Origin of the sequence: Fodinicurvata fenggangensis DSM 21160 (assembly GCF_000686045.1) — a bacterium.
GTDB classification, from domain to species: domain Bacteria; phylum Pseudomonadota; class Alphaproteobacteria; order Kiloniellales; family DSM-21159; genus Fodinicurvata; species Fodinicurvata fenggangensis.
In genome coordinates, this window is the sequence record NZ_JMLV01000003.1 from 143,629 (window position 1) to 158,962 (window position 15,334).

At 60.0% G+C, this 15,334-nt stretch carries 10 protein-coding genes and 1 pseudogene; 4 read left to right on the top strand and 7 right to left on the bottom strand.

The window, feature by feature from the left end:
* Nucleotides 1-102: 102 nt before the first annotated feature.
* The gene (locus BP38_RS0106435) at nt 103-759 is read right to left on the bottom strand and encodes an SOS response-associated peptidase (protein WP_026987053.1); all 657 of its coding nucleotides are present in this window, start codon (nt 757-759) and stop codon (nt 103-105) included.
* Between the two features lie 158 nt (nt 760-917).
* On the opposite strand from BP38_RS0106435, the gene BP38_RS0106440 reads away from it, so the two are divergent.
* The 3 genes from BP38_RS0106440 to BP38_RS19390 are packed head-to-tail and all read left to right on the top strand — an operon-like array spanning nt 918 to nt 6,308.
* Entirely contained in the window at nt 918-1,664 is a 747-nt protein-coding gene (locus BP38_RS0106440; RefSeq protein ID WP_026987054.1) for an ImuA family protein, read from the top strand.
* The gene (locus tag BP38_RS0106445) at nt 1,585-3,096 is read left to right on the top strand and encodes a Y-family DNA polymerase (protein WP_026987055.1); all 1,512 of its coding nucleotides are present in this window, start codon (nt 1,585-1,587) and stop codon (nt 3,094-3,096) included. Before BP38_RS0106440 ends, BP38_RS0106445 begins: the two co-directional genes overlap by 80 nt.
* A gap of 23 nt (nt 3,097-3,119) precedes the next feature.
* On the top strand, nt 3,120-6,308 hold the full coding sequence (locus tag BP38_RS19390; RefSeq protein WP_245602361.1) for an error-prone DNA polymerase: 3,189 nt from the start codon (nt 3,120-3,122) through the stop codon (nt 6,306-6,308).
* 411 nt (nt 6,309-6,719) lie between these two features.
* Here the strand turns inward: BP38_RS19390 and BP38_RS0106455 are convergent, their stop codons facing one another.
* The 6 genes from BP38_RS0106455 to BP38_RS22535 form a co-directional block, all read right to left on the bottom strand.
* On the bottom strand, nt 6,720-7,463 hold the full coding sequence (locus BP38_RS0106455) for a hypothetical protein (protein ID WP_026987056.1): 744 nt from the start codon (nt 7,461-7,463) through the stop codon (nt 6,720-6,722).
* 2 nt (nt 7,464-7,465) lie between these two features.
* A complete protein-coding gene (locus tag BP38_RS22530) occupies nt 7,466-8,473 on the bottom strand; it encodes a hypothetical protein (RefSeq protein WP_026987057.1) in 1,008 nt (335 codons plus the stop codon).
* Nucleotides 8,474-9,332: 859 nt separating this feature from the next.
* Nucleotides 9,333-10,790: a tyrosine-type recombinase/integrase gene (locus BP38_RS0106465; RefSeq protein WP_026987058.1), complete on the bottom strand. Its 1,458-nt coding sequence runs from the start codon at nt 10,788-10,790 to the stop codon at nt 9,333-9,335.
* A 12-nt stretch (nt 10,791-10,802) separates the two neighbouring features.
* On the bottom strand, nt 10,803-12,266 hold the full coding sequence (locus tag BP38_RS0106470; RefSeq protein WP_162175128.1) for a tyrosine-type recombinase/integrase: 1,464 nt from the start codon (nt 12,264-12,266) through the stop codon (nt 10,803-10,805).
* 507 nt (nt 12,267-12,773) lie between these two features.
* Complete coding sequence (locus tag BP38_RS0106475) at nt 12,774-12,980, bottom strand: helix-turn-helix domain-containing protein (RefSeq protein WP_026987060.1); 207 nt, start codon at nt 12,978-12,980, stop codon at nt 12,774-12,776.
* 139 nt (nt 12,981-13,119) lie between these two features.
* Nucleotides 13,120-13,764 carry a hypothetical protein gene (locus BP38_RS22535; protein WP_155992251.1) on the bottom strand — a complete coding sequence of 215 codons (645 nt, stop codon included), beginning with the start codon at nt 13,762-13,764 and terminating at the stop codon, nt 13,120-13,122.
* 857 nt (nt 13,765-14,621) lie between these two features.
* Here BP38_RS22535 and BP38_RS19405 point away from each other — a divergent pair.
* A pseudogene (locus tag BP38_RS19405) lies at nt 14,622-14,801 on the top strand (IS110 family transposase); the annotation flags it as partial.
* Nucleotides 14,802-15,334: the final 533 nt, after the last annotated feature.

Here is a 15,334-nt window from a genome sequence, read left to right on the forward strand (position 1 = left end):
ATGTTGCCGGTGACGTGACTCCTTAAAAATCATCCAGGTGTTACTGGAATCGTTGGTTGATGTTTGCGCTTGTGCGCAGGAGGGGCAAGGGCCATCAGTACGTTATGATGCCTGCCCTTTTGGCGGTTGCAGGCGCGATACGGTATCATCGTCCTGGATATCGGGGGCAACAGGATAAGCGATGAGGTCCCCATCGGGTGCGGGCTGGAGCAGGTCCTCCCGCGGTTCAGTCAGCCAGACATCATGTGCTTCCGGAGGCAAGATCACCGGCATCCGATCATGGATTTCGGCCATCAGCGCATTGGGCTCGGTAACAATGATGGTGCAGCTGTCCAGCTCCAGATGCGGGTTGTGCTCCCACAGGCCGGCAAAGGTCAGTGGCTGCCCTGATTTCGAGGTGATGTAGTAGCGTGTCTTGCGCGGGCCACCCTCGTCCTTCCACTCGTAGAAGCCGCTCGCTGGGATTAAGCAGCGCCGTTTCTTGAAAGGCCCGGCAAAGGCCTTGCGCTGGGTCAACGTCTCCGCGCGCGCGTTGAACATGGCGTACTTCTGGGAAAGCTCCTTCGCCCAGGGCGGAACTAGCCACCAGCGCACCGTTGCGGCCTCCCGATCTTCGTCCTTCTCGCGGACGATCACGATGTCGGTGGTCGGCCGGATGTCCGAGCGCGGCTGCAGGTTGGGGGCGTTGTCGAGACGCGTGAGGTTGTAGAGCTCGACAAGCTCCTTCCATGTGAAATGCTGTGTAAAGCGGCCGCACATGGTGGCGTTTCCCTCGCGACGATGGACCCGATTGCGTCCAGTCTAGCCCCATCCCCGTTGCCGGATCGAGTGTCCTTCGACTCCCGTCTTGACTCTTCCCAGGCAAATAAGAACAAATAAAGAACATTCATCTACGATCATGGGAGCGAGCGAGGGCCGTGTCCGGGACATCCACCATAGCGCGCCTGCGCGCGGAGATCCGGCACCTGGAGCCGGGACAGCGCTGCAGCGGCGCCGTCCTGCCTTTCGAGGTGCCGGCGCTGGACGCGCAGTTGCCCGGGGGCGGGCTGGCGCTGGGCGCCCTGCACGAGGTGCTGGGCGGCGAAAGGGGCCCGCCCGACGAGGCTGCGGCCACGCTCTTCACCGCCGGCATTGCCGCGCGCACCCGGGGACCGGTGCTCTGGTGCCTGCGCCAGCCTGATCTTTTCGCCCCCGCCCTGGCCCAGGCCGGCCTGGCGCCGGAGCGCGTCATTCATGTGGAGGCACCCGACGAGGCCGCCCTACTGAACTGCCTGGAGGAGGGCCTGCGGCACGGCGGCCTGGGCGCCGTGGTGGGAGAGGTGCCAAAGCTCTCCATGAAGGCCTCGCGCCGGCTGCAGCTGGCCGCCGAGGGTCGGGACACCCTGGCGCTGGCCCTGCACCGCACCCCACGGCCGTCGGGGGCGGCAGGGCAGGGGCCGCCGTCGGCGGCGACCACCCGCTGGCGCATCGCCGCCTGTCCCTCGGTACCCCTGCCGGTGCCCGGCGTGGGGCGGGCGCGCTGGCGGGTCGAGCTGCTGCGGGTGCGCGGCGGCACGGGTACGGAACTGACACTGGAGGCATGCGATGCGACGGGTCGTCTCGATCTACCTGCCGGCCTGGCCGACGGATCGGGCGCGGAAGGCCGACGGGAGCTTGCCTCCTGACCGGCCGTTGGCGCTGCTGGATACAACGGGCCGGGCGCTGCTGGACGCGGATGTGCCGGCCCGGCGCCGCGGCCTGCGGGCCGGCCAGGCGCTCAGCCTGGCGCGCAGCCTGGTGCCCGAGCTGGAGACACGGCCCGGCACCCCGGAAGAAGATGCCCGAGGCTTGCGGCGCCTGGCCGACTGGGTCTATCGCCATTATGCCCCCCTTGTCGCGCCGGATCCGCCGGACGGCCTGCTGGTCGACACCACGGGCGCGGACCATCTCCACGGCGGCGAGCTCGCCATGCTGCAGGCCCTGCGCGATCGCCTGGCGGGGGCCAGTGTTGCCGCCCGCATGGCGCTGGCCGACACGCCGGGGGCCGCGCATGCGCTGGCACGGTATGGCGGTGATCCCTGCACCCGGGTGGCGCCCGGCGACCACCGCGGGGCGCTCGCGCCCTTGCCGCTGGCGGCCCTGCGTCTTGACCCGGACCAGGTCGACCGGCTGGAGACACTCGGTTTCGAGCGGATCGGCGACCTGTTGGACCAGCCGCGCGCGCCGCTGGCTCGGCGGTTCGGCCCGCAGCTGCTGCAGCGCCTGGATGAGGCCCTGGGAGATCGCTACGAGCCCCTCACCCCCCTGCGCCCGGCCGGGGTCCTCGAGGTCGAGCAGGTCTTCGCCGAGCCAATCGCCGCGGCCGAGACCATCGCGCGTTTCCTGGGCGACCTGGCACGGGACCTCTGCCGCAAGCTGGAAAGGCAAGGGCAGGGGGTGCGCCGGCTGGACCTGATCTGCCGGCGCGTCGACCGCCAGGATCAGGCCGTCATGGTGCGCCTCGCCCGCCCGTCCCGTGCCCCCGATCGCCTGGCGGATCTGCTGTGTGATCGCATCGAGACGATCGACCCGGGCTTCGGCATCGAAACCCTGGTCCTGCGCGCCGCCCGGGCCGAGGCATTGCAACCAGCCCAGAGGCTGAACGAGCTGGGCGCGGCGCAGGCGGCCGATCCCGTTGATCTGGTCGACCGCCTGACCAACCGCATCGGTGCGACCCGTCTCTATCGCCAGGCGCCGGTGGAAAGCGACGTGCCGGAGCGCTCGGTCCGCCGGGTGGATCCCCTGGCCGCACCCGACGGGACGGACTGGCCGGCCCGCTGGCCGCGCCCCGTGCGGCTGCTCCGGCGCCCCGAGCCCATCGATGCCCTGGCCCTGCTGCCCGACTATCCGCCGGCGGCTTTCGTCTGGCGCGGAAGCCGTCACCGCGTGGTGGCTGCCGACGGGCCGGAGCGCATCCACGGCGAGTGGTGGAAGCGCGATGCGGAGACCCGGGCCGTGCGGGACTACTTCCGGGTCGAGGATGACTCGGGTGGCAGGTACTGGATCTTCCGCTCAAGCGACAGTGTCGACGGGGCGAGCGGCACGCATCGCTGGTTCCTGCAAGGGTTCTTCGGATGACCGACACCCCGCGTTACGCCTAGCTGCAGGTAACCAGCCACTTCAGCTTCCTGCACGGGGCTTCGTCCTGCGAAGAGCTCTTCAGCCGTGCCGCGGAGCTTGGCATCGAGGCCCTGGGCCTGGTCGACCGCAACAGCCTGGCCGGCCTCGTGCGGGCCCATGTGGCGGCGCGGGACACCGGTGTGCGGCTGGTGGCCGGCTGCCGCCTGGACCTGACCGACGGGCCCTCGATCCTGGTCTACCCCATGGACCGTGTGGGCTACGGGCGGCTCTGTCGGCTGCTGACACTGGGCAAGCAGCGCGCCGGCAAGGGCGAATGTCACCTGGCATGGGCCGACCTGGCAGCCGACTGCGCGGGCCTGATCGGTATCCTCCTGCCCGATGAGCCCGACGCAGACTGCGCCGCACAATTGGCCCGGCTACGCGCGGTCTTCGCCGACCGGGCCTATCTGGCACTCACCCTGCGCCGGCGTCCGGACGACCAACTGCGGCTGCACGAGCTCTCCAACCTGGCCGCCCGGGCGGGCGTGGCCACGGTGGTGACCGGGGACGTGCTCTACCACACCCCCGACCGGCGCCCACTGCAGGACGTGATGACCTGCGTGCGTCACGGCTGCACCATCGACGATCTGGGTTACCGCCGGGAGCGCTGCGCCGACCGTCACCTGAAGGCCCCGGCCGAGATGCACCGGCTCTACGCCCGCTATCCGGAGGCACTGGCACGCGGGCTGGAGATCGCTGACCGCTGCCGCTTCAGCCTGGATGAACTGGCCTATCAGTATCCAGACGAGCGCGAATACAGGGACGAGACCCCCCAGCAGGCCTTGGAGCGCCTGAGCCGGGAGGCCGCCGCCGATCGCTACCCCGATGGCGTGCCGGAGAAAGTGCAGGCGAGTCTGGAGCACGAACTGGCGCTCATCGGTAGGCTCGACTACGCGCCCTATTTCCTGACGGTGAACGCCATCGTGCGCTTTGCGCGATCCCGGGGCATCCTCTGCCAGGGGCGGGGCTCCGCGGCGAACTCGGTCGTCTGTTACCTGCTCGGTATCACGGCGATCGATCCCGAGAAGCACGACCTACTGTTCGAGCGTTTCGTCTCCGAGGCTCGGCGCGAGCCGCCGGACATCGACGTGGATTTCGAGCACCAGCGCCGCGAGGAGGTGATCCAGTGGGTCTACGAGACCTACGGACGCGAACGCGCCGCGCTCTGTGCCACGGTCATCCGCTATCGCGCCAAAGGTGCATTGAGAGATGTGGGCAAGGCGCTTGGCCTGCCGGTCGATCTCATCGAGAGGCTGGCTGAGCAGATCCAGGATGACGGTAGCCTTTCCGAGCCGGCGGCCCCGGAGGGAACCGGCGGCATGGATCGCCGGGTGCGCCTCACCCTCGAGCTGGCCGGCCAACTGATGGGAACCCCGCGGCATCTGAGCCAGCATCCGGGGGGCTTCGTGCTGACCCGGGAGCGCCTGGACGAGCTGGTGCCCGTCGAGCCGGCGGCCATGGAGCTGCGCCAGGTGATCGAGTGGGACAAGGAGGATATCGCCGTACTGGGCTTCATGAAGGTGGATTGCCTGGCGCTGGGCATGCTCTCCTGCATGAAGCGCGCCTTCGACCTGCTGGCCGATCACAAGGGGGTCGATCTAAGTCTGGCGAGCATCCCGCAGGAGGATCCGGCCACCTACGCCATGATCCGCCGGGCCGATACCGTCGGGGTCTTCCAGATCGAGAGCCGCGCGCAGATGAACATGTTGCCGCGGCTCAAGCCGCGCACTTTCTATGACCTGGTCATCGAAGTCGCCATCGTGCGCCCGGGGCCGATCCAGGGCGACATGGTGCACCCTTATCTGCAGCTACGTGAGGGGCTGGAGCCCGTCAGCTATCCCACACCGGCTCTGAAACGCGTGCTGGGTAAGACCCTGGGCGTGCCCCTGTTCCAGGAGCAGGCCATGCGGGTGGCCATCGAATGCGCGGGCTTCACGCCGGCCGAGGCCGACCAGCTGCGCAAGGGCATGGCCACCTTCAAGCACACCGGCGGGGTCGTCCACCTGGAGGAGAAGCTGATTGAGGGCATGGTGGCCAATGGCTACGGCCGGGACTACGCCGAGCGGACCTTCAAGCAATTGGAGGGCTTCGGCAGCTATGGTTTCCCGGAGAGCCATGCGGCGTCCTTCGCGCTCATCGCCTATGCCAGTTCCTGGCTCAAGTGCTGGCACCCGGACGTCTTCTGTGCCGCACTGCTCAATGCCCAGCCCATGGGATTCTACGCCCCGGCGCAGATCGTGCGCGATGCCTGCGAACACGGCGTCGAGGTGCGTCCGGTCTGTATCAACGCCTCGCGCTGGGACTGCACCCTGGAGCCGGTCCCGGGACAAAGTCGTTTCGCCGTGCGCCTGGGCTTCAGGCTGGTGAAAGGCCTCGGGAATGCCGGGGCGGCGGAGCTGGTGGCGGCGCGTGGCGAGCGGCCCTTCGTCTCTGTCGAGGACCTGCGCCGGCGCACGCGCTTGCCGATGACCAGCCTCGAGACGTTGGCCCGGGCCGATGCCTTCTTGCCTGCATTCGGGCTGGAGCGCCGCGAGGCGCTCTGGGCCATCAGGGCCCTGGGTGATACGCCCCTGCCGCTCTTTGCTGCGGCGGATGAACGCGGGGACTCGCGATCAGCAGACGCGGAGGAGCCGGCCGTCGCCCTCAGGCCCATGACCGCCGGCGACGCGGTGGTCCAGGATTACCTTCAGCTGGGGCTGAGTCTCCGGGCGCATCCGCTGGCCTTCCTGCGTGATGACCTGCGGAAGAGGCAGGTCAGCTGCTGTTCGGAGGTGCTGGCCCTGCGCGACGGCGCACGGGCCGAGACGGCCGGCCTGGTCCTTGTGCGCCAGCGCCCGGGCTCGGCCAGGGGGGTGGTCTTCGTGACGCTGGAGGATGAAACAGGCACCGTGAACTGCGTCGTCTGGCCCGACCTGCTGAAGCGCGAACGGGCCTGCATTCTCTCGGCGAGCCTGCTGTGCGTGCGCGGAGCGATCCAGAGAGAAGGTGAGGTGGTGCATCTGATCGCGCGCAGTGTAGAGAATCACTCCGACCTGCTGGAGCAACTGCCCCGTTGCAGGCACGAGCAGGATAGCGACAGGGCTGGCGGAACCGTGGATGAATCGCACGTAGCGCAGTATCCCCGGAAGGGGCGGGTCCGTTTGAGAGTGAGGTCCCGGAACTTTCACTGAGGTGACCATATTCCCTGGATACGAAGTGAGCACCAAGCGGGACTCTGGGAGTATTTGAGCGGACCTATGCACGTTGGAAAGCCGGGAATATCGGGTGCATTGGTCGCAATCGGGATACGCGACTGTCGTTTCTGATGAGAATTCACAAAGGAGTGCGGTTTATTTTCTCGGATTTTCCGACGCGGCTACGCTTGGGTCAGGAAGCCGAACCGTACGGTTGGTATGTACATCCCCGTTGAAGTCACGTGCGGAGGGCAGAATCTTCTTCCTGATGCGCAACAATGAATATCTGCTTCGGTGCAAGGCGGCAGTTGAAGGGAAACCCAAGTGCACGGATGAGCGCAAGATGAGTACATTGTTCCAATCGGTCGTCCTATGCTGAGCCGAGGGCGACTAGAGTTCTGCGCATCCTCAGGAGAGCTTGAGAAAGCCGCGTAACCGCTCAAACAGTGCCGGCTCAGCGACGCCTGCAGCAAGACCGAGCAGAATCGCCCAAGGTGCCGATTCCAGCAGGATTGACCATTTCTCGCCGATTAGATCGAAGCCATCAAAAAAGACCAGGATGATCACGATGATCAGGCAAACCGAAGCATTAAATGTTACATGTGCTGTGCGTTGCCGGAGGGAGGATGCCCGTTTCAAAACATCCACTCTGTCCTGAAAGCGCACCATGCCAGCCATTAGGAATAACCAGCCGATGCTGAAGCCGACCAAGGTGAAGCCCGTCCAACCTAGGACAAAAAGAATATCGTTGGCAGCAAGGTTTAACCCACTTGGCAATAAATTCCATGGATAGTACGGCTTAACCAATTCCCAAGTAATACCAGCAACCGATCCGCATGCGAGGCATATTAAAAATATTGCAAGAACGTCGTTGATGATTCTGCTGCGTAGGTTTTCGTCCGCGTCGCGAATTCTTCGCTCCACTTTTCGGAAATCGGCAAGAACTTGGTCGTCGCGGCCGGCGATCAAGGCATGCGTAGCGGTTTCTGCCAACAACAGGCACATGGCCTCGGCCTCGTCGGTCGGCAGCGCGTCGATGCATGTTTGGTTTAGCGCGCTGGCTTCGCGCCAAGTGTCCAGTGCCTCGGGGTGCAGCGGGTCCCCGGCATCAACCTGCAGGCGAAGTTCGTTGCGGTCATAGACGATCCGCATGGTCAATTCGCGAACAACTCAGCCTGCATTGCCGAAATCGGAGTGCCGTCAAAGGCCAACCCGACGGTCCAGGGTGCGATCTGGACGGCCGCACCGCCGCCGACCTCGGCATTAAGTATGTCCTGGCTCAGAAAGCCTTGATCCTCTTCGGACAAGGGATAGAGCTCTTCGAATTCGAGATCGGCCAGACCTGGAAAAGGCCCAGCAGCGGTCACAACAGAGAGGCGGGCGCCAATCTCAAACTCCCGTGCGAGTTCGACCGCCTCGTCGTTGGTGGTAAAATGGCCAAACCAAAATCGAATTGAAGACGTCGCCATTTGGTTGTCGATATCGATTGCCGACCTAAGCCCATAGGACACCGGGATGTAAGGCCCTTCGTAACCTTCTATCTCTTCCCCCGCAGCAAGCTGCGCAAGGGCCTGGCTGTCCGCCGGAACCCAGTTTCTTGAGTAGGTCCAGATTACTAGCTCGTTGCCGCCTTCCGGCGAACTGCGATAGGCGTCGAGATAGGTGTCTAGCAAGTTGGCGTCGGCCAGCACCTCCGGCATGGACTGGTTCAAGATATCACGGGAAGTTGCCTGCTCTGGGATTGGCTGCGGCGTCTCCAAGAGGGCCTCAAACTTAATCGTCCTACCTTGTGTCTCTCTTCCATAATTTTTTGTTGGTCCATATTCGATCCTTTGATCACCGCGTTCGGTTCTCGTGTAGCGTTTCTTGTGATGGTCCGCAGACCTTCCGCCGCCCGTCGCATAGTCTTCAAACAATACAGGGGGATAGGGACCATGCCATTTTACACGAATGGACCTGTATGCATCGTTGCGGATACAATACGCGGTTACGCGAGCACCGTCGGCATGGGAAAAAACACCGGATTCGTATGTAAAATTGATCCTGGGTTCTTGGATTGGCTCACTCTCTATTGACTCTTCTAGAGGGTACAAAGAGCGGTCGCAAACCTCGGCCAGAGCAGGGGAAGAGAGGACCAAGAAAATAACAGTATAACGAAGCATTGTTATTCTTCCCCGTTGAAATCGCCACAAAAATACTGGGTGTCAGACTGCAGAATATGTTTTAACCACTATTAGTAGCGCTATCACAACCCAAACTGATGGGAAACTGAGCAAATGGGCTAACTCGATTTAGTTCTACATCACACTGAGGATGTTACTGTGAGTAACGGCGGCAGCCACGACTCCCACGCAGCTTTACGATGGCGCGGAGGTTTCTGGCGCGCCCAAAGTCCCTCAATTGGCGATCGCTGCACTCGTTGCAGCAACTGTGACCGGAGTCGGGGTGTGCACAAAGTACGACTGCAGGCGTCTCAAAGCTCGACCGCACGGCTGTAGGCCTCCTCGTGGGCGACTGGTTTAGCTGCCTCAACCAATATCGGGTTGGTACTTCCGACAACAAACAGACCATCCTGCGCGTCAGAATCGAGGCATTCATATCGTCTGACCGCCATGATCGGTTGGTTTCGGCCAAGGCCATCGCTGAGAGGGTGTAGACCCATGCTCAGTTGATGAACCGCCTTAACCTCGAGCAGGCGCGTTCACGCCAAGGTTGATCGCAAGGCATTCGGCAAGCATGAGTACACCAAAGTTGGCATCGCACTCCATTGAGGATGGCGTGTATCAGTCGGCGATCAAGGCGCGCATAAAAGAGTAGAGCGACAGAAGGCGGATGAGGTACAGCGCTCGTTGAATGGCGAAGCCACCCATTCTACCTGGCGAGAAGCGTGATCTGGTGCACGCCTAGCTGAGGCTAATCCTCACATTGCCGATGCTGGTGCTGGCGGAAATCCTGGGGTAGTTGAGAAAAAGTTTCAAGCCGGCCAAGTAACCTGCACATTCTGCGGGCCTTATAAATACTTCACAGACTTTCAAGAGCAATTTCCAGAGCTCGACCAGCTCCCACCGAGCATGCATGTGTTGTGTAGGCGTCAATTGAACGTTCATCACGATGCCCAAGCATCATTGATACGTCAGGTAGGCGGTCCGGGTTCTCTTCAGCGAAGCTAGTTGCATAGACATTGCGGATGAAATGTGGCGAGAGGCTTTTCCCAAAGATCGCATTGGTGAGTTGTGTCACGACAGATGCGAGCCGCGACTGCGATAAGGGACTGCCGGTTTTGCCCGAAAGCCACAGGGCATCTTCAGTGTGCCCCCACGATAGAATCGGCCTGTACACATCCAGGTATCTCTGCAGCGGCACCTGGAGTTCGGTAGGCCAGTCAGAGCTCTTTCCCTGATGAGTTTTGGCTTGCATGACATAAAGCTGTGCACTTTCCTCATTCACTTGCACGGTCTCACCGAGTGCCAGTGTATGGAAATCCGCAACTCGATCGGGTCGGTAGGTTAGAAGTGCTAGGATCAGAGCGTCACGGTATCTGGAAGCGGTCTGCCGGCTGACCGGCAGACGCTCCATTTTTTCAAGGTGGGCCATGGCGCCGGCACGTAGCTGACCCAGCGGGAGCAGCTTTTCCTGACGACTTCTCGGATGGGCACGGCGTTTCAGCCACATAATTTCATCCGCCAGCCACTCGGGATCAGGATGAAGCTCGAGTATGAGCAGCCCTCGGTGAATTTCTTGAAGATAGGTCAGGACAGATTTCGGAGCTTGATGTGCGAACTCCGCGATACAGTCCTGAATGCCGGCCTGAGTCACCTCAGTCACATGCCTGGACTTCATCCAGCCCGCAAGAAGCCCGAGACCACGCGCGACGCGGTTCCTGTATGCAATGGACCATTCCCGAGGCGGCTTTCCATTTCCCTGAACAGCAGTTTCATCCTGCTCGAGCAATCCGCGCAGAGATGAGCAGGTTTTGGTTTCGAAGGCTTTATGCCAGTTCTTCTGCCAACTCTCCGGCCAGTCCCCGATTTTAAGTGACTTGCGGTTCTCTGCAGATGAGTATGATTTTGGTTTGTACGGTTTCCTGGTTAGGCGCTGCCGTTCCATGCGGTTGTCATCGATGATGTCCTGGAGGATTTCATCCTGATATAAGGCGCACAGGCCGTGCGCTGCGAGCTCTCGATAGGTGAGTGCGGTCGTGGCTGAATAATGCTTCTCAAGGGTTGCGATATAGGCCTTCCAAGATTGCCAGGTCGGTGGTCCAGAAAACCATGTATCTTTACCATTTTGAGAGCACATAAGCTGAAAGAGCTTCCCCAAGGCACCTGCGACCCGAGTTTTATAAGAATCGCCCCAACCCATGATCTGGGCAGATGACTGGAACCTTTGCTGTAGGGTATCGGGCCAGGAGCTGATGGGAAGACTGGCCAGTCTGCTGGTTGGTCTTTTGCGTGGGGTTTTTATTACCTGTTCGGGCATTGTTTGCTCTCCCTATTTTGCATTTCCTGATCGCTGCAAGCGGCCGTGTTCTTTGGACATGCGCGTCGTGATGCGGTCCAAGTCCTCGGCGGACCACCGCTGCTGCATTTCTGCATAGAGTTTAGTGACGGCGCTGCCGTCAGAGTGCCCCAGCAGCGCGCGGGCCATGTCCAGGTTGCGAGACTGCCGCAAAAGTAGAGACGCCATCAGGTGCCGGAAGAAGTGCATGTTTACGTGCACACCCACTTGTTTCCGGACGGCTTGTGTCATGGTCTTGGCTATCCTGGAATAGCTCTTCGGTTGTCCAGGCTTCTGCCCTGGAAAGAGGAAGGGATTGCTTCGATCATTTTGGGACAACAGCCGTGGTCGGTAATCCCTCAGATAGGTTCGAAGGAGGTCCACCTTCCATTCCGAGAGTACCACGGCTGCGGGACGCTCTGTCTTTGTTTCCTGGGAGCTATACGAAAGCGTTGCCGTTCCGCCTTTTCTGAGCGTGGGCCAGCGGAAGTTTTCCTCAATTCGAGTTATGGTCAGTGTGCCCCGGCGTACGGGCAGGCTCATGAGGAGAAGCCCCATTACACAGGCCTGCGCATCGAGGGCCATGTTCTGTGTCACCCGCCCTGAGTGTTTGCGCTCCTGCTCGAGTACCATCATGCGCCGGCGCGGCCAGGTAATGAGTCGCCGCAGACGTGCTGGATCATCGAATTGCGCCAACTTCTCCCGGTTCTGGGGACGCATGGCACGCAGATCAACTCCTTCTTCGGCCTTTTTCCGTAGACTCTTGAACAGGTGCTTTTCCTCTTCCGAGAGTCCGGTCCAGCGCGCGCGAACGGAACGGAGATTCTTGATAAGATTGCCAGCGTAAGAGCTGTTTTTGCCATTTCGAGTGAGAGCTTCTTCGGCCGTTGCGGCGGCGCTGGCTGGTGTTGTGATGTCTGCGATACAGATCAAATCGTCTGGTGAACAGCCGTCCGCGCGCACAGCGGTGCTCGCCGCTAAGCGAAGTGTATGGGTCTGTTCGTCCAGAGTGCGCTGCCCTAAGGGATCCTCGATGGAGAGTACCGTATTGCTCTCTGCAAGCTCTGGGTTTGCTTTCATCAGCACATCCCGAAGTGAGACATCTTGGCTGGAACCAACACCGGTCTGGACACCCCGGGATTTCCGATAGTTCTCGACTTCGTCTCTGAGGGACTTCGGAAAAACTTCCCAGGGCAGCATGTAACCCTGTGTTGATTCCCCGATCTCCAGCGGCACACGCGGCCAATCGGTGACGTCGCGTTGGGCACGTGCCCAGGCATTGCGTAACTGCTTGGTGAGCTTCTGGCGATTGTGCCTGACATCGCGGTTCTCTCGATAGGACAGATAGTTCTCGGCGATTTGGGTAGTCATAGCATCTGGCGTGATGCCCTGAGCGGCGCACCAGCGTACGAAGGGGGAGAGCACCGGCTTTGCCCAACTGCTCTGTAGACCGGACATCAGATCAGCCCAGGGTCCCTCCAGCTGCTGCGCCGGTTTGCGATCGAAAAATATATCCCTGGCCAGAGCCAGAGCCCTGCGAAGTGACGAAAGCACGTTGGCATATCTCTTGTCTGAGACCCCGAACGTGGCGCCAGTCCAATCCCGGGTCAGGGACTGGATGGTTCTCGGGTGCGTGGACAGGTTGTCCGGGTTTCGTCCGGCCCAGCGACAGAATTGGTGTACATCCCGGATCAGGCGCCGGCGCGTGGTTTCCGGTATATCGGCGATTCCGTCCAGGCTCGCCGTCTCCAGGACAAGGAGGACATGGGCGAAGGTGGGTGATGTCTCATTGAAGCTCGGGGCATCAAAGGGCATTGGAAAACTCCATTTTCAGGAACTGCGGGAGGCTGTGGGAGCGGCATGGATGGTCACGGGCGGACAGCGGGTGACAACGCCGGAAACGCGGGAAGAGGCGGCGGTGTCACCCCGTGCGGATGATGTCGGATTTTTTTCCCGCATCCGATTTTACCCTTGATTTTGTTGGGAATTTTCTTTCTGGCTGTTCAGGAAATTTTCCAGGTCCTGATAGTAGATCCGGGTAATTTGACCGATCTTGACGACCCTCAAGCCAGCTTTTGTCCAGCGATGAATTGTTCGCTCGCTGACTTGCAAAAGGTCGGCCGTTTCACGGATGGTTAGATATATCGACGCAGAGGAAAGTTTTTCGGACATTCTTTTTCCTTTTTATTATTATGTGTCCGTTATTGATTATAAATTTTTTCTTGTGAGATCTATACAGGGGCGTTTTGTAAAAAAACCGGGGGTCATACATATGACCCCCGGAGATATTGTTCCTATATTGTTCAATAATTTACATTGTATGTATCAGGTCTTTTATGACATTGCGTCCATGCTCTGTTTTCCTGAACTCTAAAAATGTCCGTTCCAAATCTGGATACCGCATAGCAGGAAACTTCAGGCTATAGCAGAGAATCAGCAAATCTAAGCCAGAAGCATCAAACCAGTGAATATTGCGTGTCACGTAAGTTTGTAAGCATCGTGCAACGAGCCGCTCTTGCCCTTTTCGTGAAATGATATCTAGTGCTCTGTCATCTTCAGCTAGACCAGAGAGAGATGCAGATACCGAGTATGTTGGATGTGTGCTTGAATATGAGCCTCGTTCAACGCGCACCTTAATGAACGCTTCTCTTCTGTGAGCTGGCGTAATGCCATTAGTCGCGGTTCCGAGGACCAGTTCAAGTGTATCGTCAAAAGCATTGTGACAAAGAAGTTGTTCAGGTGAGTCGGATGTTATGCGTCCGCTCATTAAAATGCTGGCTGTTGCAAAGTGATGCTGTAGCTGTTCACCAAGCGCGGAAACATCTTCATAGATGTTCTCAGGCTTTGTATTGCGGTCATTGTTGACTTTGAATCTTGCCCCTTCAGTTGGGTGGTAACGATAGTGACCTTCAGGTAGGTAGTGATTGAAACTTAGAATCGGATTTGGCTCGTTCATAATTTGATTTCCATACCGTCTCGGGAAGTGGGGAGCTGTTCAGGCAGCTTCGTGGGTTTGGGAGGTGGACTTAGTCGTCTCGACATCGCAGCGCAGTTCAAGCTTCTGAATGCCGCTTTCGCAGAGCCAGGCTTTCTGAGAAGACCAGAAAGCCATTAGCGAGCTAGTGGCTATACGTCGGCTCTCCGAAAAATCGAGGGCATGCAAAAGCTTGATACGGGCTGTCGTGGCGGTCTTTGGGCGCACGCGGCATCGTATAGTGAGTTGTTCGTCGTGAAGACTTAGAAAGAGTGAAGTTTCGAAGAGACGGCGTTGATCATTCGGGATCGGTCTCGCAATGACTTCAAGGGCGCGTTCTATTGAGTATTGAAACTCCCGTAGGTTGAGACGCGTTTTCTCTCGCGTTCTGGCTGTTGCGGGTCGCTGGGCCACAAGATGAACTTGCTGCACATGGTTTGAGTTCTCGAGGGCTGAGAGCCATGGTCTCAGTAAAGTTGAACCCTTTGATTTGATACTCAGCGGTGTCGAGTATGTAAGAGATTTCGGTGCTGATGAGCAGCTAAATAGCGGTGGTAATGATGTAAACGTCATCGTGTGCGCACTCCTGGTTTTGGTTGAGATTGCACACGCTTTTTTAAGCTGTTGGTGAGCTCTGGCTGCGCGTGCATTAAAGGCGACGCGCAGCCAGAGCTCACCAACAGCTGGTCCTATGATTCTGAATGAACCGTACCGGGTTCTCCGGAAGCTCCGACTTATTAAAAGTAGGAGCTATTATGGGACGACACCCGACGAACCATTCCTCGGAGTTTCCGCGAGCGCGCTGTTCGCCTTGACGTGATGCTGTGGACGACCTCCTCCTGATTGGCATGGAGGCCTGCGCCTCGGCTCACAATTGGGCACGGTCGCTGAGAGCGATGGGCCACCAGGTGCGGCTGATGCCACCCGCCTATGCGAAGCCGTATGTGAAGCGCGGCAAGACTGACGCGGCCGATGCCGAGGCGGTGACCCGGCCTACGATGCGTTTCGTTGCTGTAAGACCGAGGTTCAGCAGGCAGTGCTTATGCTGCAAGATGGCGCGGACCGCCTGGGCGTTGATGTCGAGACGCGAAGACTACATGGCCATCCCGCCGCAAAGCTTGGCCAGATGATCTCGGCCAGGAGCAGGAGTGATGAGACGTGATGACGGACCGGCCGCAGCCGGGGATGGGACAAACCTAAGGGGTCAGAGCGCTTCGAGCACGTTCACGTGATCAGGGAGCCGCTCCGCGGACTTCATCAGGGTCAGCCAGCCAGAAGTGCTGCATTTATAGGCCGCACACGTGACTGCACTCGACCGAACGTCTCACCGTCAAAATCGCCCTTGCTTTCCGGAGGTCGTCCACACATGGCCTTTCGAGTTGGGTTTTGTGCGATCGATGTGGGGGATTGGATCCAGCGTCTCCGAACTCGAGATGTTTACTACGTTCCTGCTGGTGTTCTTCGCACCGTGGGGGCGTCCAGTCATTGCTGAATCTTGTATTGCTCGGGGTTCTTCCGATCTCCCTGTTTGGCCAACCGTTCGGTTGAAGAG

Bases quoted from the DNA above. Each gene is read 5' to 3' on its own strand.
- BP38_RS0106435 (WP_026987053.1), bottom strand. From the start codon at position 759: ATGTGCGGCCGCTTTACACAGCATTTCACATGGAAGGAGCTTGTCGAG.
- BP38_RS0106455 (WP_026987056.1), bottom strand. From the start codon at position 7,463: ATGCGGATCGTCTATGACCGCAACGAACTTCGCCTGCAGGTTGATGCC.
- BP38_RS0106445 (WP_026987055.1), top strand. From the start codon at position 1,585: ATGCGACGGGTCGTCTCGATCTACCTGCCGGCCTGGCCGACGGATCGG.
- BP38_RS0106470 (WP_162175128.1), bottom strand. From the start codon at position 12,266: ATGTCCGGTCTACAGAGCAGTTGGGCAAAGCCGGTGCTCTCCCCCTTC.
- BP38_RS22530 (WP_026987057.1), bottom strand. From the start codon at position 8,473: ATGCTTCGTTATACTGTTATTTTCTTGGTCCTCTCTTCCCCTGCTCTG.
- BP38_RS0106465 (WP_026987058.1), bottom strand. From the start codon at position 10,790: ATGCCCGAACAGGTAATAAAAACCCCACGCAAAAGACCAACCAGCAGA.
- BP38_RS0106475 (WP_026987060.1), bottom strand. From the start codon at position 12,980: ATGTCCGAAAAACTTTCCTCTGCGTCGATATATCTAACCATCCGTGAA.
- BP38_RS22535 (WP_155992251.1), bottom strand. From the start codon at position 13,764: ATGAACGAGCCAAATCCGATTCTAAGTTTCAATCACTACCTACCTGAA.